This window comes from Alloalcanivorax marinus (assembly GCF_016906305.1).
Lineage (GTDB): Bacteria > Pseudomonadota > Gammaproteobacteria > Pseudomonadales > Alcanivoracaceae > Alloalcanivorax > Alloalcanivorax marinus.
In genome coordinates, this window is record NZ_JADDOL010000006.1 from 37,337 (window position 1) to 56,584 (window position 19,248).

Consider the following 19,248-nt stretch of genomic DNA (forward strand, 5'->3'; position numbering starts at 1 on the left):
AACCGGTCATTATGCTTGCCCGTTCCAGCACAAAAAGGGCGGCTGAATGAAACTACATCACCAGATCTTTCTGGCCATGGTACTCGGCGGCGTGGCCGGGGCCTTCACGTCGGAAAGTACCGCCCTGGTCGGGGTGCCGTTACTGTCGGTCTACGACCTGCTCGGCGATCTGTTCATCAACGCGCTGAAGATGGTGGTGGTGCCGCTGATCACCACCGCCATCATCAGCGGCATGATCAATGTGGGCGACGGCGACAACCTGGGCCGCCTGGGCGCCAAGACGGTGGCCTTCTATCTCACCACCAGCCTGATCGCGGTGCTGGTGGGCCTGGTGGTGGTGAATGTGATTTCCCCGGGCATCATCGACGGCCAGCCGGCCCGGGACCTGCTGGGGCTGTCCGCGGACACCGAGCAGACCCTGCAGAGCATCGAGGGCCGGGGCGCCGCCGATTTCACCCAGATCCTGCGCCAGATGCTGCCGCCCAACCTGTTCCAGGCGGCGGCGGAAACGCAGATGCTGGGGCTGATCGTGTTCTCCCTGTTTTTCGGCTTCTTCCTGCGCACCCTGCCCGGCGCCCCCGGCGAGCATCTGCGCCAGACCATCGAGGGCATCTACCAGGTGATTCTGCGCATCACCATGGTGATCATCCGCTTCGCGCCGGTGGGCGTGTTCGGCCTGATCGCGGTGACAGTCAGCCGCACCGGCCTGGACGCGGTGGAGCCGCTGGCGCTGTTCTTCGTCACCGTGCTGCTGGCCCTGGGCCTGCATATGTTCGTGGTCATGCCGCTGCTGATCCGGGGGCTGGCCAAACGCTCTCCGTGGCGGCACCTGCAGGCCATGACCCCGGCCCTGCTCACCGCGTTTTCCTCGGCCAGTTCCGCCGCCACCCTGCCGCTGAGCATGGAGTGCGTGGAAAAGCGCTCCGGCGTCTCCAACCGCACCGCCAGCTTCGTGCTGCCGCTAGGCGCCACCGTCAATATGGACGGCACCGCCCTGTATGAGTGCGTGGCGGCGATTTTCATCGCCCAGGCCTACGGGCTGGATCTGTCGCTGACCACCCAGTTTCTGATCGTGATCACCGCCCTGCTCACCTCCATCGGCGTGGCCAGCATTCCCGCCGCCAGCCTGGTGGCGATCACCGTGATCCTGGGGGTGATCGGCCTGCCCGCCGAAGCCATCGGCCTGATTCTGGTCACCGACCGGCTGCTGGACATGTGCCGCACCGCCGTGAACATCTGGGGCGACAGCGTCTGCGCGGTGCTGCTGGCGCGCAGCGAGGGCGAGGAGGACGTGCTGCGGGGCCCGATGCGCGAACTCAACGTGGAACGGGACTGAATGAACAGCAAACCGGTCATGCTGATCACCGGCGCCGCCCACGGCCTGGGCCGGGCGCTGGCGGAACGGGCCATCGACGGCCACCGGGTGGCGCTGTTTGATCGGGACGAGGCCGCCGGCCGCGCCACCGCCGAAGCGCTGCGGCTGGCCGGCGGCGAGGTGCTGTTCCTGCACGGCGACGTGTCCAGTGAGCGCGACCTGCGCCAGGCCGTGGAACGCATTCAGCGCCGCTGGGGGCGGCTGGACGTACTGATCAACAACGCCGGGCTGGCCGCCGCCGGCCCGTTCGAGGCCCTGGACGAACAAAGCTGGGAGGCGCCCTGGCGGGTCAATGTGATGGGCGCGGTGTACGGTTGCCGGGCCGCCCTGACGCTGATGAAACGGCAGGGCCACGGCCAGCTGGTCAACGTGGCCGCCCTGGCCGGCCTCACCGCGCCGCCGGGCATGGCCAGCTACGTGGCCTGCAACGCCGCCCTGATCCGCCTCAGCGAGGCCCTGGCGGCGGAGCTGTCGGTGCTCGGCATCCGGGTTTCGGTGGTTTGCCCTGATCTGTTTCCCAGCGATCTGGACCAGCGCATGGCCGGCGCCGACGCGCTCAGCCGGGCGCGCCTGCAACGGGCCCTGCGGCGGGCGCCGGACAGCGCCGGGCAGGTGGCGGAGCGGATTCTCGCCGCCCTGCCCAAGGCGCCGCTGCACATCCTGCCCCAGCGCGAGGCGAAAAAAGCCTGGCGCCGCAAGCGCCGCCGACCGGCGCGGTTCCTGGAAGCGATGAAGGAAAAGGCGCGCCGCCTGCGGCGGCATACCTGAAAGACGATTCAGGATAAAAGACGATTCAGGATACAGGATGCAGGATACAGGAGGTGGCACGGCACCACGCCTGCATCCTGTATCCTGGATCCTGTATCGCCGTCAGGCCCCCGTCAGGCCTGGTGATGCTCTTGGATATAGCGGATGGTGTGCCGGTAATCCCCCTCCAGGGCCTGTTCGAAGCGCTGCGCGATCAGGCTCTCCAGTTTGCGCCCCACCAGCGGCACAGAGGATTTCACCGCCACCCGGGTGGTCTGCACCGCCTCGTCGCCGTCGGCGCCCAGCGCCATGGTGCCCCCCACCTTCACCGGCACGCTGCCGAGCACGAAACGGTAATCCGCCTGGTAACCGGCCCGGGCCGGCCGCCAGCGGAATTCGGTGGTCAGTTCCGCCTGCTCGGGCAGGAATTTGCGGGCCACGCTCGGCACCTTGTCCAGGCGGATGGCGATGGGCTGAACGATGCGAATCAGAAAACCGTCGCCCTGGGGCTCGAACGCCTCGAACCGATAATCGTCCACCCCGCCCCAGGCGAAGCGTTGTTCGAAAAACGCCTTGCTGGTGAGAATGCCGTACAGCTCTTCCACATTCACCGGATAACGGCGCTCGACGATCTCTTCCATTTTCTCTCCTGATGAAAAGCGTCACGGTCATGGGCCGACCTGGCCGGCAACGCTACACTGACGTTTGTGCCAATGCCACTTGTACCAATGCCACTGACCCGCCCGGCAACAAGGAGATGCCATGACCACACGTCCCTACGCCCTGGTACTGTTCGGCGCCACCGGTTTCACCGGCGGACTGACCGCTCACTATCTGGCCCGCCATCTGCCACCGGGCACGCCCTGGGCCCTGGCCGGCCGCAACCGCGCCAAACTGGAACAGGTGGCCGCCGGGCTGCCCGGCGACGCCGATACGCCTGCCCTGCTGGAAGCGGACAGCGCCGACCCGCGCGCCCTGGCGGAACTGGCCGCCGCCACCCGCGCCCTGGCCACCACCGTGGGCCCCTATATGCGCCACGGCGAACCGTTGGTGCGGGCCTGCGTGGAACAGGGCACGCATTACTGCGATCTTACCGGCGAGCCGGAGTTCGTGAATACCCTGATTCCGCGCTACCACGAAGCCGCGCAAAAGGCCGGCTGCGCCATTGTTAACTGTTGCGGCTTCGATTCCATTCCCCACGACGCCGGCGCCCTGTTCACGGTGCGCGAACTGGCCCGCGCCCATGGCGGCCGGCTGACCGCGCCGGTGAGCGTGGAGGGGGCGGTATCGTTCTCCGCGTCGTTCTCCGGCGGCACCTGGCAGTCGGCGCTGGAAGCCTTCGCCCGGCCCCGCCAGAACCAGCAGCGTCTGCGCGACGCCCGCGTGCGACTCAAGCAATGGTATCCGCGTCCGGTGGGCGCGCTGTCCTCGCGGCCCCATAAGGACGGCGAGCTGGGCGGCTGGCTGGCGCCCATGCCCACCATCGACCCGCTGGTGGTGCTGCGCTCCGCCAGTGCCCTGGAGGACTACGGCCCCGCTTTCCGCTATGGCCACTACCTGGTCACCCCGAGCCTGGCGAAACTGGTGGGCGGCGCCGCCGGCGTCGGCGGCCTGGTGCTGGCCGCCCAGATCGGCCCGCTGCGGCGACGGTTGATGAAAAGCCGCCCCTCCGGCGCCGGGCCGGACCCGGAAACCCGCGCCCGCTCCTGGTTCCAGGTCCGCTTCCGCGGGCGCTGCGGCGACACCGAGGTGCGCTGCCGGGTGGCCGGTGGCGACCCGGGCTACGACGAAACCGCCAAGATGCTGTCGGAAACCCTGATGGGGCTGGCACTGGATCCGGGCGCGCCGGACCATACCGGCGTGGTCACGCCGGTGATGGCCCTGGGCGACCGTCTTATCGAGCGGCTGCAAGCGGCGGGCATGGTGTTCGAACGGGAAGCCTGATCAGCCGTCGAGGAAAGCGCCGATCTCCGTGGCCACCGGCGCCGGATCGTCCATGTGCAGATGGTGGCGGCCGGGCAGCCGGCCCACGGTGACGTCCGCCAGCCAGGCGATGCGATGGTCGAAGCGGCCGTCGCCGCCCAGGCCCTGGTCGCCCAGGATCAGCAGCGTGGGCGCGCGGATCGCGCGCACGAACCCTTCCACCTGTTCCTCGGTGAGGCGCAGCGACGAGGTCAGCCGCAGGCGTGCGTCGGCGCGCCAGGTCCAGCCGCCGTCCACCGGCTCCAGGCCCCGCTCGCAGAGCAGCCGCGCGGACGCCTCCTCCAGACCGCCCAGGGCCGGCAGCCGGGCGGCCACCGCCTGTTCCGGATCGGCGTAGACCGGTTTGCGCTTGCCCGGCAGGGTGAGCATTTGCTCAATGGCCTTGCGCAGCGTGTCCGGGGCGTCGTCGCCGGCGGTGGCCGGCGGCCCCAGGCCCTCGATCAGCACCAGCTTCTCCACCCGCTCCGGGAAGGTGCCGGCGAACAGGCACGCCACCCCGGCGCCCATGGAGTGCCCCATCAACACGAAGCGCTGCCAGCCCAGGGCATCCGCCACCGCCAGCACGTCGCGGACATGGTCCACATAATGCGTGGCCTGGTCCGCCGGCCGGTGGTCGGAATGACCGTGACCGGCGAAATCCAGGGCCACCATGGGGTTGGGCAGCTTGCCGGCCAGCGGCAGGAACGAGGCCGCGTTGTCCAGCCAGCCGTGCAGGGCCAGGATCGGCAGCCCCTCCCCGTCCCATTGCAGCGCTGCCAGGTCCTGGCCATAAACGTGGAAACAGCGTTCCGCCGGCGGTTCAGAGCGCCACATCGCGCTGCTCCCGATGATCGGCGCCGAGCAGGTCGTCCAGGGTGGCGAGCACCAGCGCGGCGGTGCCCTCCGGACGTTCCAGGGGATACATATGACTGCCCGGCGCGAACAGGCGCTTCATGCGATGGCGCCGGGCATGGCGGGCGCCGCCCTTGTGGAACAGATCCGGCGATTTTTCGCCGGTCACCAGGGCGCCGGGCACCTTGAGGCGCGGCAGCGAGGTGACACCGGTGGGCGTCTCACGGAACACCGCCACTTCCACTTCCGGGCGAAAGCGCAGCCGCCAACCGTCACCGTGGCGCTCCAGGCCGTGCTCCAGATAGTGCTTCAGCGAGCGCGGGTCGAACGCCTTGAACAGGCCCCGGGAATTGAAGTAGCTCTCCACATCGTCCCAGCTGGCCCAATAGTCCAGACGGCCCTTGCTCTTGTGCGCCGGCGAGAACCGGTCTTCCAGGCCGGTCAGCCTGGCGAGCCGATAGACCAGGCCCTGCAGCCCGTTGGCCACCGGCGGGTCGAGCATCACCAGGGCGCTGAACCAATCCGGATGGCGATGGGCCACCCAGAACATCAGCACCGACCCCATGGAGTGGCCCAGGCCGATGATCGGCTTTGGCAGGGGTTCGAGAAAGGCTTCCAGCTCCAGGCTCAGGCTCTCCCAGTTGGCATCCACCGGGTAGCGGGGGTCCTGGCCCAGGCATTCCACCACGCGCACGTCGTAGTGGTCGCGCAGGGGGTCCAGAAAGGTGTCGTAGCTGTGGCCGGGAACACCGTTGGCGTGGGCGAACGCCAGCACCGGCTTGCGGCCGGCCAGCAGGGCCGCGTCGTTCATTGTCCGTCTCCTCGAAACCGAACGCCGATGATACCCGCCTGGCGGGTCAAACTCATGGACCGATTCAACCGCGTGCCGATCCGGTGGTGTACAATGCGCCGCAAACGGAGGTGATATGACGCTGATTTCATTCAACATCAATGGCATTCGCGCCCGTCTCCACCAGCTGGAGACGTTGCTGGAAAAATACCGCCCGACGCTGCTGGGGCTGCAGGAAACCAAGGTGCAGGACAGCGAGTTCCCGGAACAGGCGGTGCGCGATCTGGGCTACCACCCGTACTATTTCGGGCAGAAAGGTCATTACGGCGTCGCCCTGCTCACCCGTGAGCCGCTGGAGGATGTGCGTTATGGCTTTCCCAACGACGGCGAGGATTCCCAACGGCGCATGATCATCGGCCGGCTCCGCGACGCGGACGGCAAACCGGTGACCGTACTGAACGGCTATTTTCCCCAGGGCGAAAACCGCGAGCATCCGGTGAAGTTTCCGGCCAAGGAAAAGTTCTACCAGGACCTGCAGGACTACCTGGAACAATACCATCGCCCGGATGAGCAACTGGCGATCATGGGTGACTTCAACATCTCCTCCACCGATCTGGACATCGGTATCGGCGAGGCCAACCGCAAGCGCTGGCTGCGCGAGGGCAAGACCAGCTTCCTGCCGGAGGAACGGGCCTGGTGGCAGCGGCTGGTGGATTGGGGCCTGGTGGACACCTTCCGCCACCACCATCCGGACACCGACGATATTTTTTCCTGGTTCGATTACCGGTCCCGGGGCTTCGAGCGCGACCCGCGCCGCGGCCTGCGCATCGACACCGTGCTGGCCACGCCGGCGCTGCTGGAGCGCCTCACCGATACCGGCGTGGACTACGATATTCGTGGCATGGAACGGCCCTCGGACCACTGTCCGGTGTGGAGCCGCTTCGATAACCTGCCCTCATGAGCGTTCATGTCCACCTGAAGAAGCTGCGCCCGGGGCTCGATTCCCTGGGCTTCCTGATCGATGTGCTGATGATCGTGCTGGTGATCGTCAACCTGGCGTTGATCGTCTTCGATTGGGTGTATCGGGTGGAATCGGTGCAGGCCCTGCTGCAAACCTGGGTGCCGGGTTTCTACACCTTCTACAAGGAACGGATCCACGCCAATTTCTTTGAAATCGATCTGGCCTTCGTCACCGTCTATCTGACCGAGTTCGTGATCCGCTGGGGCTTCGCCATCGCCCGGCGCACCTACCACCGCTGGTTCTTCTATCCGTTCGTGCACTGGTACGACCTGCTCGGCTGCATCCCGGTGGGCAGCTTCCGCTGGCTGCGGATTCTGCGCGTGGTGAGTCTGATGTTCCGGCTGCAGAAGATGGGCGTGGTGGACTTCCGCGACACCTATCTGGGCCGCACCCTGATCAAGTACTACAAGGTACTGATGGAGGAAATCTCGGACCGGGTGGTGATCAACGTGCTGGAAGGCGCGCAGCGGGAAATCCGCACCGGCGGCCCGATGATGCACCGCATCGAACGGGAGGTGCTGGCGCCCCGCCGGGAGCAGCTGGTGGACTATCTGGCCGGGCGCATCGCCGCCGCCACCCACCGCAGCCACGACCAGTATCGGGACCGGCTCGGCGAGTATCTGGTCTACCTGACCGACGAAGCGGTGCAGCGCACCGCCGCCGGTCGACGCCTGGCGCAGATGCCGGTGGCCGGCCCGCGGGCCATCGCCCTGCTTGGCGACACCGTGCGCGACAGCGGCACCGCCCTGGTGGATCAGCTGGTGGAGGACATCAGCTCACCGGCCAACCGGCCCCGCCTGGACGCCCTGATCGACGACATCATCAGCGCCTCCGGCGGCGGCGGTGAACAGCTCAACGAGATGGTGAAACAGACGCTGCTGGAAATTCTGGACCATGTGAAGGCCCAGGTGGCGGTGCAGCACTGGAAGGAAGAAGAGGATTTCTAGGGCCCGCTCAGCCCGGGCCGCGCATCCACAGCAGACGGGCGCCGCCGGGGGCCGCTACCTCCACTTCCAGGGCGGCCACGGTGCCGACGCGAAAGGCCGGCCGCGCAGTGGGTTCGCCGATCCAGACGGCGGTGAGCAGGGACACCAGCGGCATATGGCTGACCAGCACCGTGTTGTCCTGCTCCGGCTGCAGGATCAGCCAGTCGAGAAACGCCTGGGGCCGCGCCTCCGGCACCAGCCAGCCACAGGCCTCCTGATCCTGACCGCCGTAGGCGCGGGCAATGCACAGGGCGGTTTGCTGGGCGCGCCGGTAGGGGCTGGCGATCAACCGCTCCATCCGCACGCCCTCCGCGCGCAGATCCTGCCACAACGCCATTACCTCCAGACGGCCCCGCTCGGTGAGCGGCCGTTCCGCGTCGGTGGGCGCCTGCGCCACGGCCTCGCCGTGGCGGCACAGATAGACTCTCAAGCGGTTCCCCCGTGAAAGCTGAACTCCACGTCGTGCTTGTGCTCGCCGCTCATCAGCCGGGCGATCATGGTGTCCAGCGGCTTGCCCTCGTAGATGATCTCATAGAGAGCGGTGGCCAGGGGCATATAAACGTTCAGTTCCCGGGCCCGGGTCGCCACCAGCCGGATGGTGTTCAGGCCCTCGGCGGTCTGCCCGAGGGCCTCCAGCGCCTGATTCAGGTCCTGGCCGCTGCCCAGGGCGTGGCCGAGGCGGTAGTTGCGTGACAGCGAGGAGGAACAGGTGGCGATCAGGTCGCCCACGCCGGACAGCCCCAGGAAGGTGAGCGGGTTGGCGCCCAGCTCCACGGCGAAGCGGCTCATCTCCGCCAGGGCCCGGGTCAGCATGAAGCTGCGGCTGTTTTCGCCGATGCCGATGGCGGCGGCCATGCCGGACGCCACCGCGTAGATGTTCTTGAGCGCGCCGCCCAGTTCCACCCCGTAGATGTCCGGGTTGTCGTAGACGCGGAAATAGTCACAGCTGAGCGCCTTTTGCACCGTCTGGCAGAGCGCCTCGTCGGGGCTGGCGATCACCGTGCCGGTGAATTTGCGCTCGACGATCTCGCGGGCCAGATTCGGGCCGCTGAGCACGCCGATGCGCGCCTGGTCCCATTCCCGCTTGAGCAGCTGGCTCATCAACAGGAAGCCGTCTTCATGGATGCCCTTGGTGCAACTGACCACCAGGGTGCCCTCGGCCACCTTGGGGCGGGCCTGCCGCAGCACCTCCACGAAGGCGCCGGAGGGCACCGCCACGAACACCAGATCGGCGCCGTCCAGCACCTCGTCCAGGCTTTCCGTGGCGTGCACCCCTTCGGGCAGGGACTGCCCCGGCAGATAGCGGGGGTTCTCCCGGTCCTCGTTGATGGCCGCGGCGGTTTCCGGGTCGCGCACCCACAGCCGGGTGCGATGGCCGTTCTCGGCCAGGATGCTGGCCATGGCGGTGCCGAAACTGCCGCCGCCCAGGATCGCGGCGGTGTGTGGCTGATGCTGCTTCACGGGCGATGCCCCTCGAATCCGACGCGCGCCGCGCCCGACCAAGGGGCCACGGCGCGCGGAAAATTTCCGGCATCATAGGACCTGCCGGAACAAAATGCGATCAGGCGCGCTCCGCCTGGGCCTGCAGCAGCCGGTTCAGGCGCCGGGCGGTGGCCGCTGGATCCTTGGGCAGGCGCCCCTCGGCGAGCAGGGCCTGGTCCAACAGCAGCTCGGCGATCTCGTCGAACCCGGCCTGATCCTCGATGCCCTGCAGCCGTTCCAGCAGCGGGTGGGACAGGTTCACCTCCAGGGCCGGTTTGCTTTCCGGCACCGGCTGGCCGGCGGCCTCCAGCATCTGGCGCAGCTGCGGACCCAGTTCGTCCTCGCCGAGCACCAGGCAGGCCGGCGATTCCACCAGACGACCGGTGGGCCGCACCTCGGTGACCCGGTCGCCGAGGCTGGCGGCCAGCCGCTCGATCAGCGGGTTGTCCTGCTCGGCGGCCTTGGCCTCCTCTTCCCGGTCGTCCATGTCGAGCTGACCACGGGCGGCGTTGACCAGCTTCTTGCCCTGGTACTCGTCCAGGTAGTTGACCATCCACTCGTCCACACGGCCGGTGAGCAGCAGCACCTCGATGTTTTTCTTGCGGAATACCTCCAGGTGCGGGCTGTTGCGCGCCGCGTCCAGATTGTCGGCGAGCAGGTAGTAGATCTTGTCCTGCCCTTCGCCGGCCCGTTCCAGGTAGCGGTCCAGGGACACCGCGCCGGGAGCGGTGTCCTCGGTGGAGGGGAAACGCAGCAAGGCGGCGATCGCCTCCCGGTTATCCGGGTCCTCGCCGATGCCCTCTTTCAGCACCTCGCCGAACTGGGCCCAGAAGGTGGCGTATTGCTCGTCGTCGTTGCCCAGTTTCTTGAGCATCTGCAGCACGCGCTTGGTGAGCGCGGCGCGGATCTTGCGCACCGGGCCGTAGTCCTGCAGCAGTTCGCGGCTCACGTTCAGCGGCAGATTGGGCGCGTCGATCACGCCCTTGATAAAGCGCAGGTACATGGGCAGAAACTGCTCCGCGTCGTCCATGATGAACACGCGTTGCACGTACAGCTTGAGCCCGCGACTGGCCTCCCGGTGGTACAGATCGAACGGCGCCCGGGCCGGCACATACAGCAGGCTGGTGTATTCCAGGGCCCCTTCCACCTTGTTGTGGCTCCAGGTCAGGGCATCCTGAAAGTCGTGGCTGATGTGCCGGTAGAAATTCTGGTATTCCTCGTCGCTGACCTCGGTGCGCGGGCGCTGCCACAGGGCGGTGGCGGAGTTGATGGTCTGCCATTCGCTTTCGCCCTGCTCGCCCTCCTCGCCGGCTTTCGCTTCGCTGGCCATGAGGATCGGAAAGGCCACGTGATCGGAGTACTGCTGTACCACCGAGCGCACCTTGCCGGCATCCAGGAACTCGCGGGCGTCTTCCCGCAGATGCAGCACCACGGCGGTGCCACGCTGTTCGCGGGTCACCGTTTCCACGATGAACTCGCCCTGGCCGTCGCTCTCCCAGCGCACGCCCTGCTCCGCCGGCTCACCGGCCCGGCGGCTGAACACTTCCACCCGGTCGGCCACGATAAAGGCGGAATAGAAACCGACCCCGAACTGGCCGATCAGCTGGGCGTCCTTCTTGCGGTCGCCGGTCAGGCTGGCCAGGAATTTCTCGGTGCCGGAGCGGGCGATGGTGCCCAGGTTGTCCACCGCGTCCTCGCGGGACATGCCGATGCCATTGTCGGCGATGGTGAGGGTGCCGGCGTCCGGGTTCACCGTGAGCCGGATCCAGGGCTCCGGATCGCTTTCCATCAGGCTGTCGTCGTCGAGCGCCTGGAAGCGCAGTTTGTCGCAGGCGTCGGAGGCATTGGAAATCAGCTCGCGCAGGAAGATTTCCCGGTTGCTGTAGAGGGAATGCACCATCAGATGCAGCAGGCGGGACACTTCCGCCTGGAAACCACGGGTCTCGCGGTCCTGACTCATCGTTTTGTTCTCCACCAGAAATCAGTGTGTACGGCTGGCTGCAAAGATAGGCCCGCGGCGCCGGATTTCAAGAGTCGCCGACCAGATCGGCCAGGGCGTCTTCCAATTGCGGGTAGCGGAACCCGAAGCCCTGGTCCTCCAGGCGTCGCGGGTAGACCCGCTGGCCGCCCAGCAGCATGCCGGACAGCTCGCCCAGGGCCAGCTTGAGCAGCGGCGCCGGGGCCACCCAGGGGGCGGGCCGGTGCACGGCGGCGGCCAGCGCCCGGTGAAAGTGCCGCTGGGTCACCGGGTGCGGCGCGGTGGCGTTGAACACGCCCTCCACCGCCGGATTCTCCAGGGCACGCAGCAGGATGGTGGTCATGTCGTGCAGGTGGATCCAGCTCAACCACTGGGCGCCGTTGCCCAGCCGGGCGCCCAGCCCCAGCCGGTAGACCGGCAGCAGCTTGGCGAGCATGCCGCCGTCGCGGCCCAGCACCACCCCGGTGCGGATCAGGCACAGGCGCATGTCCAGGCGTTGCGCCTCGCGGGCGGTCTGCTCCCAGGTGTCGCAGAGCCGGTAGCCGAAATCCTTGCGGCGGGCGGAACTGTGCTCGGTGAGCTCGGCGTCGCCGGCATCGCCGTAGAAGCCCACCGCGGAACCGCTGACCAGCACCGGCGGGGTCTGTTCCAGCCGCCGGCAGAGGGCCACCACCGCCCGGGTGGTGTGGATGCGCGATGCCATCAGGCGGTCCTTGCGCGGCGCCGTCCAGCGACCGGCGAACAGGTTCTCGCCGGCCAGATTGACGATGCCGCCCAGGGTCTCGCCGCCGTCGATTTCGTCCAGGGAGGCCACCACCCGGGTGTCCGGGGGCAACACCGACCGGGCCCGGTCGGGGCGGCGGCTCAGCACCACCGGCTGGTGGCCCTGGCGGACCAGTCGGGCGCACAGCGCGCTGCCGATAAAGCCGCTGCCGCCGGTGACCAGAACCTTCATGGGGTCTCCTTGAGGGTCTCGATGTCCTCGATGGGGAAGAAGTATTCCATACTGCCCGCTCCCATGGGCACCGCCAAGGTCAGACGCCGTTGATCCAGCGCCCGCAATACACCCTGGCGCCGCTCGCCGCTGGTCAGGGTGACCGTGACCCGGCGTCCGATCCACTGTTCCGCGCCGGCCAGGGTGGCCGGGCCGGCGGGCGCCGCCGCCGGGGCACGCTCGTCCAGCTTGCCGCCGTCGGCGGCCGGCCCGTCGCCCGGCGGCAGCAGGCGGGTACCATCCGCCAGGCGCACCGCCGCCACCCGGGACGCGGCCAGGGTCAGTTCCACCTGCCCGGCGCCGATCCGGCGGTTCAGCCACAGGCGGTCCGCGCCCACCCGGATCAGCTGTCCCTGGTGGGTCTGCCCGCCCGCTTCGACCACCGTCACCGGCTCGCCGACGTGGGCGGCCAGCTCGTCGAACCGGGCCAGCGAGCGCTCCACCCGCGGCGCTGGCCGGTCCGGGGACGCGGCCCCGGCCGCGGCCGGCTCACCGGCGTCACCGCCCTGGCCGTCGAGCACCTGGCGGTCCAGGGTCCCGGGTGTCACCGCCCAACCCGCCGGCCCTTCTTCCAGGGCCATGCCAAGTCGTTCCACGGTGCCGTCACGCAGCGCCACCCGGGCCTGTACCTGGCCGTGGCCGTCGGCGCGACGCAAGTTCACGTTTTCCACCACCACGCTCTCCACCGCCCCATCGGGATACTGGGTGCGCAGATACTGCCGGGCCACCCAGGCCAGCGTGTCCGGATGGTCGAAGAACAGATCCACGGCGCCATCACGGTAGCGCAGGTGATCGGCGTGGGCCGTGAAATTGCCCACCAGATAGCTCTTGCCGGCGTCCGGCAGCAGCAATTGAAGGGTGCCGCTGAAACGGCCCTCGCCGAGGGGCGCCAGAGCCAGCTCCAAGCGGTATCCCCCGTGGAAGATGCGGGTCTCCGGATAGCGGCCGCCCTCCGGGGTCCAGGACAGATGCACCGCCGGGCCGTCGGTCTGGCCCGGGTCCACCAGCAGGGTGCGGCGCTCGTCGATGTCCTCCGCCCGCCAGCCGAGCAGCAGGCTCAGCGAACGCTCGGGAAGAAAGCCCTCCCCTTCCTGCACGCTCAGCACGCCGTTGATCAGCGTCACCCGGGCGGCGGGGTCCAGGCCGGTGCCGTGCAGGCGCCCGCTCAGCGGCCGGCCCTCGCCCCGGGCAATCAGCAGGCTGGCCTCCGGAGAATGCACGAAGGCGCTGGCCGGTGCGTCCTTGGCACCGCGCAACACCTGCCCCGGCGCCACCGCCGGCGTCAGCACCTCCCGCTGCAGATAGAACAGCCCTGCGCCGGTCAGCAGGCACACCAGCCCCAGCACGCGCAGCAGGGCCAGCGGGCCGTAGCTTTCCCAGTGGGCCTGCACCTGGCGCCAGCCGGCCAGCGGCAGCAGAAAAAGCAGCGTACTGTGGCCCCGGGACGCGGCCCGTCTGACCAACCCCGCCGTGGCGATGATCAGCAGGCTGACGCCGGCCACGATAAGCCATTCGGACATGTTGTTCTGTTCTCCCCACCGCACGCGGCACGCTCCCGGCCCAGCTTACAAAGGGCGCGGGGTGCAATCCACCGTTTCGCCCCCCGCCGGCGGCCCTCGGGGCCGGGCTTTGACGGCGGTCACAAAGGCGCCGGCCCCGACCGGCGCGGGCCGGCCAACGGACCGTAACCCGGGCTGCTTTTCCGGTCATCGGATTTCATCAAAAAAGGCTTGTGTGGACGAAAATCAGACGTTATATAGGCGCTGAGGTGATCAGGAAAACGACCGGCGACGAAGGCACTCAGCACCGCGCCGTCCGGTTCGGCTCCTTGGCACCCGGTTGTTTGAGGCCGTTCCCCCATTTCCCGAAGGAGGCGACCATGAGTAACCGACGCGCTGAGACAGACTATGAGTCGGATGAACTACTGATGAATGATGACTACGAAGTGGATGAAGACCTGGAAGAGGATGTCCAGGAGGAAAAGGCGACCCGTGCCCGCGGTTTCAATATGGACATGCGCCATCGTATCGAGGATCGGTTGGAGGAACGTCGTCTCAAGCGCGAGCTGAACGATTACGATTTCTTCGAGCTGGAGGATGATGAGGACGTGCTGCATTAAGGCGGGTCCGGATACAAAAAAGCCCGCCGGATGGCGGGCTTTTTTTCGGTGAAGCGGGTCCGGCTTACCAGCCGGTGGCCTTCTTCACGCCCTCGCCGATTTCGGCGGGGTTGCGGACGGTGACCACACCGGCCGCTTCCAGGGCGGCGAACTTCTCGTCCGCGGTGCCCTTGCCACCGGCGATGATCGCGCCGGCGTGGCCCATGCGTTTGCCCGGAGGCGCGGTGACACCGGCGATGTAGCTGACCACCGGCTTGGTCACGTGCTCCTTGATGTAGGCCGCCGCTTCATCTTCCGCGGTACCGCCGATCTCACCCACCATGACGATGGCTTCGGTCTGCGGATCGTTCTGGAACATTTCCAGCGCGTCGATGAAGGTGGTGCCCGGGATCGGGTCGCCGCCGATACCGATGCAGGTGGACTGACCGTAACCCAGCTTGGTGGTCTGGTTGACCGCCTCGTAGGTCAGGGTGCCGGAACGGGACACGATGCCCACCTTGCCCGGCTTGTGAATGTGACCGGGCATGATGCCGATCTTGCATTCACCGGGGGTGATCACACCGGGGCAGTTCGGGCCGATCAGGCGCACATTGCCCTTGCGGACGATGTATTCCTTCACGTACAGCATGTCCAGGGCGGGAATGCCCTCGGTGATGCAGACGATCAGCTCGATGCCGGCGTCGGCGGCCTCGATGATGGAGTCCTTGCAGAACGCCGCCGGTACGTAGATCACGGAGGCGGTGGCGCCGGTTTCCTTGACCGCGTCGGCCACGGTGTTGAACACCGGCAGGCCCAGATGGGTCTGGCCGCCCTTGCCCGGGGTCACGCCGCCGACCATCTTGGTACCGTACTCAATGGCCTGCTCGGAGTGGAAGGTGCCCTGGCTGCCGGTGAAGCCCTGGCAGATTACCTTGGTGTTCTTGTCGATCAATACGCTCATTTGGCACCTCCCGCGGCTTTCACCACCTGCTCGGCGGCGTCGTCAAAACTCTTGGCGGCAATGATGTTCATGCCGCTGTCGGCCAGCTTCTTGGCGCCCAGTTCGGCGTTGTTGCCTTCCAGACGCACCACCACCGGCACTTCGACGCCCACTTCTTCCACGGCGCCGATGATGCCTTCGGCGATCAGGTCACAACGGACGATACCGCCGAAGATGTTGACCAGAACCGCTTGCACCTGATCGTCGGAGAGGATGATCTTGAACGCTTCGGTGACGCGCTCCTTGGTGGCGCCACCGCCCACGTCCAGGAAGTTGGCGGGCTGGCCGCCTTTCAGCTTGACCAGGTCCATGGTACCCATGGCCAGGCCGGCACCGTTCACCATGCAGCCGATGTTGCCTTCCAGGGCCACGTAGTTGAGTTCCCACTCGGCGGCGCGACGCTCGCGCTCGTCTTCCTGGGAGGGATCTTCCAGGGCCTTGATGTCCGGGTGACGGAACAGTGCGCTGCCGTCCACGTTGATCTTGGCGTCCAGGCAGTGCAGATCGCCCTGCTCGGTGATCACCAGCGGGTTCACTTCGATCAGCGCCAGGTCCTTGTCGTCGAACAGCTTGGCCAGACCGGTGAAGATCTTGGCGAACTGACCGACCTGTTTGCCTTCCAGGCCCAGTTGGAACGCGATCTGGCGAGCCTGATAGGGCTGTGCGCCGACCAGCGGATCCACTTCCGCCTTGAGAATTTTTTCCGGGGTTTCCTCGGCGACCTTCTCGATTTCCACGCCGCCCTCGGTGGACGCCATGAACACCACCCGGCGGGTGGCGCGATCCAGCACCGCGCTCAGGTACAGTTCCCGGGCGATGTCGGTGCAGGTTTCCACCAGGATCTTGGAGACCGGCTGACCGTGCTCGTCGGTCTGGAAGGTGACCAGACGCTGGCCCAGCCATTTCTTGGCGAATTCCGCCGCTTCCTCGGGGCTGTCGACCAGCTTCACACCGCCGGCCTTGCCGCGGCCGCCGGCGTGTACCTGGGCCTTGACGACCCATTTGTCACCACCGATTTCCTTCGCCTTGGCGGCCACCTCTTCGGGGGTGTCGCAGGCGAATCCCTTGGAAACCGGCAGGCCGTAATCAGCAAACAGCTGTTTAGACTGATACTCGTGGAGATTCATGCCTTAACTTCCATCAAATGTCTGTGGATAGCGCTCCCGGCGCAAAATCGGGCCGCGCCGGGCCCCGACCGGATCAGGGCCCGTGCACGCGGGCCTTATTTCTTGCGGCGGCGTTGCGCTACGTGAATGGCTTTGTAGTCCGCGGCCAGAGCGGCCTCATGGACGGTCTCGGAGAGGCTCGGGTGGCCGAATACCATGAGCTGCAGATCCTCGATGCTGGCACCGAATTCCATCGCCACCACACCCTGTTGAATCAGCTCGGAAGCCTGCGGGCCAAGCACATGCATGCCCAGCACCCGGTCGGTCTTCTCGTCCACCACGAACTTCACCAGCCCGGCCGGCTCGCCGGCGGCCAGCGCACGGCCATTGGCGGCGAAGGGTACGGCACCGATTTTGTACGGTTCGCCGGATTCCTTCACCTCTTCCTCGGTTTTACCCACCCAGGCCACTTCCGGATGGGTATAAATGACGCCGGGCACGGCATCGTAATTCACCTGGGTATGTTCCCCGGCGATCACTTCCGCCACCATCACGCCCTCTTCGATGGCCTTGTGAGCCAGGGCGGGACCGCGCACCAGATCGCCGATGGCGTATACGCCGGGCACATCGGTACGGCACTGGTTGTCCACGTAAATGAAATTACGCTCGTCCAGGGTGACACCGGCGTCCTGACTGAGCAGGCCTTCGGTGTACGGACGGCGGCCCACCGCCACGATCAGACGATCGAAGGTTTCCTCGTGCTCTCCGTCTTTGTCTGTATAGGTGACGCGCACGGAATTCTTGTTTTTCTTGGACGCAGTGACCCGGGCACCGAGCTTGATGTCGAGTCCTTGCTTGGTAAACAGTTTCTGGGCTTCCTTGGAGATCTGCTTGTCGACCGCCGGCAGGAAGGTATCGACCGCTTCCAGCACGGTCACTTCACTGCCCAGGCGCGACCACACGCTGCCCAGTTCCAGGCCGATGATACCGGCGCCGATCACGCCCAGCTTCTTCGGCACGGCATCGAATTCCAGAGCGCCGGTGGAATCGACGATGATCTTCTGGTCCACCTCGGCGGGCGGAATCTCCACCGGCACGGAGCCGGCGGCGAGAATCACGTTGTCCGCTTCCAGGGTTTGCTCGTCGCCCTCGTTGGGAGTGAACACCACCTGCTTGTTGGCCTTCAGCTGGCCGGAGCCCTGCAGCCAGGTCACCTTGTTGGCCTGGAACAGGGACGCCACGCCGCCGGTGAGCTGCAGGACCACTTTGTCCTTGCGCTCCTGCATGGCCTTCACGTCGATGTCCAGCTTGCCCACCTTGATGCCGTGGTCGGCGAAGGCGCCTTCGGCTTCGTGGTACTTCCAGGACGAATCCAGCAGCGCCTTGGACGGAATACAGCCCACGTTCAGGCAGGTGCCGCCCAGGGCCGGCTTGCCCTGCTTGTTGATGCGCTTCTCGATGCAGGCGGTTTTGTAACCCAGCTGCGCGGCGCGGATCGCGGCCACGTAGCCGCCCGGTCCACCGCCGATGACGATGACGTCGTATTTGTCACTCATAACCTATCCCTTTGTTCAGATGTCCAGCAGCAGACGGGCCGGATCCTCGATAAAGTTCTTCACGGTGACCAGGAACTGCACCGCTTGCTTGCCGTCGATCAGGCGGTGGTCGTAGGACAGCGCCAGATACATCATCGGCAGAATCTCCACCTTGCCGTCCACGGCCATGGGCCGTTCCTGGATCTTGTGCATGCCCAGGATGGCGGTCTGCGGCGGATTGAGAATCGGCATGGACATCAGGGAGCCGAACACCCCGCCGTTGGAAATGGTGAAGGTGCCGCCGGTCATCTCATCGATGGACAGCTTGCCCTTCTGGGCTTTCTGGCCGTAGTCGATGATCTGGGACTCCACTTCCGCCAGACCCTTCTGGTCGGCGTCGCGCACCACCGGTACCACCAGGCCGCGCTCGGTGGACACCGCCACGCCCACGTCGTAGTAACCGTGGTAGACCACGTCGTCACCGTCGATGGAGGCGTTCACTTCCGGGTAGCGCTTGAGCGCTTCCACGCAGGCGCGGGTAAAGAAGCCCATGAAGCCCAGGCGCACGCCGTGGGCCTTCTCGAAGGCGTCCTTGTAGTTCTTGCGCATGTCCATGATCGGCTTCATGTTGACCTCGTTGAAGGTGGTCAACATGGCCGCGTTCTGCTGCGCGGACACCAGCCGCTCGGCGATGCGCTTGCGCAGACGGGTCATCGGCACGCGGCGCTCTTCGCGCTCGCCGGGCTCCGCCTCGGGGATCGGCGCCGCTTTCGATTCGGACGAGGAGGAAGCGGGCTTCTCCTGGCGGTTGGCCAGGGCCTTCTCCACGTCTTCCTTGGTGATGCGGCCGTCGCGGCCGGTGCCTTTCACGTCACCGGCGGACAGACCGTGCTCGCTCATCATCTTGCGCGCGGCCGGACCGGCCTGGGCGTCGTCGTCACCGCCCTCGGCGTCGGCGGGCTCGCTCTTGGCTTCCGCCTTCGGCTCGTCGGCTTTGGCGTCGGCCTTGCCCTCGTCCTTGCTTTCTTCCTGCTTGGCGTCGCCGCCGCCGGAGCCACTGCCGGCCTCCAGGGAACCCAGGACTTCCTGGCTTTCCACGGTGTCGCCTTCGTCCTTGAGAATCTTGCCCACCACGCCGTCGCTGGGGGCCACTACCTCGAGGACCACCTTGTCGGTTTCGATGTCCACCAGCAGCTCGTCACGCTTGACCGCCTCGCCTTCTCGCTTGTGCCAGGTGGCCACGGTGCCGTCCGCCACGGATTCCGGAAACTGTGGGGCTTTGATTTCTGTCGCCATGCTGATTCCTTTAAACCCTTTTCGGT

Annotated in this window: 18 protein-coding genes; 6 read left to right on the top strand and 12 right to left on the bottom strand. The window is 66.7% G+C overall.

Going from position 1 to position 19,248, the window contains the following annotated elements:
• Window positions 1–46: 46 nt before the first annotated feature.
• Complete coding sequence (locus IM760_RS07045; protein ID WP_204427907.1) at window positions 47–1,336, top strand: dicarboxylate/amino acid:cation symporter; 1,290 nt, start codon at window positions 47–49, stop codon at window positions 1,334–1,336.
• Complete coding sequence (locus IM760_RS07050) at window positions 1,337–2,143, top strand: SDR family NAD(P)-dependent oxidoreductase (RefSeq protein ID WP_204427909.1); 807 nt, start codon at window positions 1,337–1,339, stop codon at window positions 2,141–2,143. It begins immediately after the preceding gene.
• A 113-nt stretch (window positions 2,144–2,256) separates the two neighbouring features.
• On the opposite strand, the gene IM760_RS07055 is transcribed toward IM760_RS07050, so the two are convergent.
• Complete coding sequence (locus tag IM760_RS07055; RefSeq protein WP_204427910.1) at window positions 2,257–2,763, bottom strand: DUF2505 domain-containing protein; 507 nt, start codon at window positions 2,761–2,763, stop codon at window positions 2,257–2,259.
• Window positions 2,764–2,884: 121 nt separating this feature from the next.
• Between IM760_RS07055 and IM760_RS07060 the strand changes: the two genes are divergently transcribed.
• Window positions 2,885–4,066 carry a saccharopine dehydrogenase family protein gene (locus IM760_RS07060; RefSeq protein ID WP_204427911.1) on the top strand — a complete coding sequence of 394 codons (1,182 nt, stop codon included), beginning with the start codon at window positions 2,885–2,887 and terminating at the stop codon, window positions 4,064–4,066.
• Here the strand turns inward: IM760_RS07060 and IM760_RS07065 are convergent, their stop codons facing one another.
• Window positions 4,067–4,918: an alpha/beta fold hydrolase gene (locus IM760_RS07065; protein WP_204427912.1), complete on the bottom strand. Its 852-nt coding sequence runs from the start codon at window positions 4,916–4,918 to the stop codon at window positions 4,067–4,069.
• Window positions 4,905–5,747, bottom strand: coding sequence for an alpha/beta fold hydrolase (locus tag IM760_RS07070; RefSeq protein ID WP_204427913.1), 843 nt, complete (start codon window positions 5,745–5,747; stop codon window positions 4,905–4,907). Before IM760_RS07070 ends, IM760_RS07065 begins: the two co-directional genes overlap by 14 nt.
• 115 nt (window positions 5,748–5,862) lie before the next feature.
• Here IM760_RS07070 and xthA point away from each other — a divergent pair, with 115 nt between their 5' ends.
• The gene (xthA, locus tag IM760_RS07075; protein WP_204427914.1) at window positions 5,863–6,687 is read left to right on the top strand and encodes an exodeoxyribonuclease III; all 825 of its coding nucleotides are present in this window, start codon (window positions 5,863–5,865) and stop codon (window positions 6,685–6,687) included.
• The gene (locus IM760_RS07080) at window positions 6,684–7,694 is read left to right on the top strand and encodes an ion transporter (RefSeq protein WP_204427915.1); all 1,011 of its coding nucleotides are present in this window, start codon (window positions 6,684–6,686) and stop codon (window positions 7,692–7,694) included. The genes xthA and IM760_RS07080 overlap by 4 nt, the downstream gene beginning before the upstream one ends.
• A gap of 7 nt (window positions 7,695–7,701) precedes the next feature.
• Here the strand turns inward: IM760_RS07080 and sixA are convergent, their stop codons facing one another.
• The 5 genes from sixA to IM760_RS07105 form a co-directional block, all read right to left on the bottom strand.
• On the bottom strand, window positions 7,702–8,163 hold the full coding sequence (gene sixA / locus IM760_RS07085) for a phosphohistidine phosphatase SixA (RefSeq protein ID WP_204427916.1): 462 nt from the start codon (window positions 8,161–8,163) through the stop codon (window positions 7,702–7,704).
• Window positions 8,160–9,194 carry an NAD(P)H-dependent glycerol-3-phosphate dehydrogenase gene (locus tag IM760_RS07090; protein ID WP_228233679.1) on the bottom strand — a complete coding sequence of 345 codons (1,035 nt, stop codon included), beginning with the start codon at window positions 9,192–9,194 and terminating at the stop codon, window positions 8,160–8,162. The genes sixA and IM760_RS07090 overlap by 4 nt, the downstream gene beginning before the upstream one ends.
• 100 nt (window positions 9,195–9,294) lie before the next feature.
• Window positions 9,295–11,175 carry a molecular chaperone HtpG gene (htpG, locus tag IM760_RS07095; protein ID WP_204427917.1) on the bottom strand — a complete coding sequence of 627 codons (1,881 nt, stop codon included), beginning with the start codon at window positions 11,173–11,175 and terminating at the stop codon, window positions 9,295–9,297.
• A 67-nt stretch (window positions 11,176–11,242) separates the two neighbouring features.
• Window positions 11,243–12,148 carry a TIGR01777 family oxidoreductase gene (locus IM760_RS07100; protein ID WP_204427919.1) on the bottom strand — a complete coding sequence of 302 codons (906 nt, stop codon included), beginning with the start codon at window positions 12,146–12,148 and terminating at the stop codon, window positions 11,243–11,245.
• Entirely contained in the window at window positions 12,145–13,707 is a 1,563-nt protein-coding gene (locus IM760_RS07105; RefSeq protein WP_204427921.1) for a hypothetical protein, read from the bottom strand. The genes IM760_RS07100 and IM760_RS07105 overlap by 4 nt, the downstream gene beginning before the upstream one ends.
• Before the next feature lie 359 nt (window positions 13,708–14,066).
• Here IM760_RS07105 and IM760_RS07110 point away from each other — a divergent pair, with 359 nt between their 5' ends.
• On the top strand, window positions 14,067–14,306 hold the full coding sequence (locus IM760_RS07110) for a PA3496 family putative envelope integrity protein (protein WP_204427922.1): 240 nt from the start codon (window positions 14,067–14,069) through the stop codon (window positions 14,304–14,306).
• 64 nt (window positions 14,307–14,370) lie between these two features.
• Here the strand turns inward: IM760_RS07110 and sucD are convergent, their stop codons facing one another.
• The 4 genes from sucD to odhB form a co-directional block, all read right to left on the bottom strand.
• Window positions 14,371–15,246, bottom strand: coding sequence for a succinate--CoA ligase subunit alpha (gene sucD, locus IM760_RS07115; protein ID WP_138771890.1), 876 nt, complete (start codon window positions 15,244–15,246; stop codon window positions 14,371–14,373).
• Window positions 15,243–16,412 carry an ADP-forming succinate--CoA ligase subunit beta gene (sucC, locus tag IM760_RS07120; protein ID WP_204427923.1) on the bottom strand — a complete coding sequence of 390 codons (1,170 nt, stop codon included), beginning with the start codon at window positions 16,410–16,412 and terminating at the stop codon, window positions 15,243–15,245. The genes sucD and sucC overlap by 4 nt, the downstream gene beginning before the upstream one ends.
• A 95-nt stretch (window positions 16,413–16,507) precedes the next feature.
• A complete protein-coding gene (gene lpdA / locus IM760_RS07125) occupies window positions 16,508–17,947 on the bottom strand; it encodes a dihydrolipoyl dehydrogenase (RefSeq protein ID WP_204427924.1) in 1,440 nt (479 codons plus the stop codon).
• A 15-nt stretch (window positions 17,948–17,962) separates the two neighbouring features.
• Window positions 17,963–19,222, bottom strand: a complete 1,260-nt coding sequence (odhB, locus tag IM760_RS07130; RefSeq protein ID WP_204427925.1) for a 2-oxoglutarate dehydrogenase complex dihydrolipoyllysine-residue succinyltransferase — start codon at window positions 19,220–19,222, stop codon at window positions 17,963–17,965.
• Window positions 19,223–19,248 lie beyond the last annotated feature (26 nt).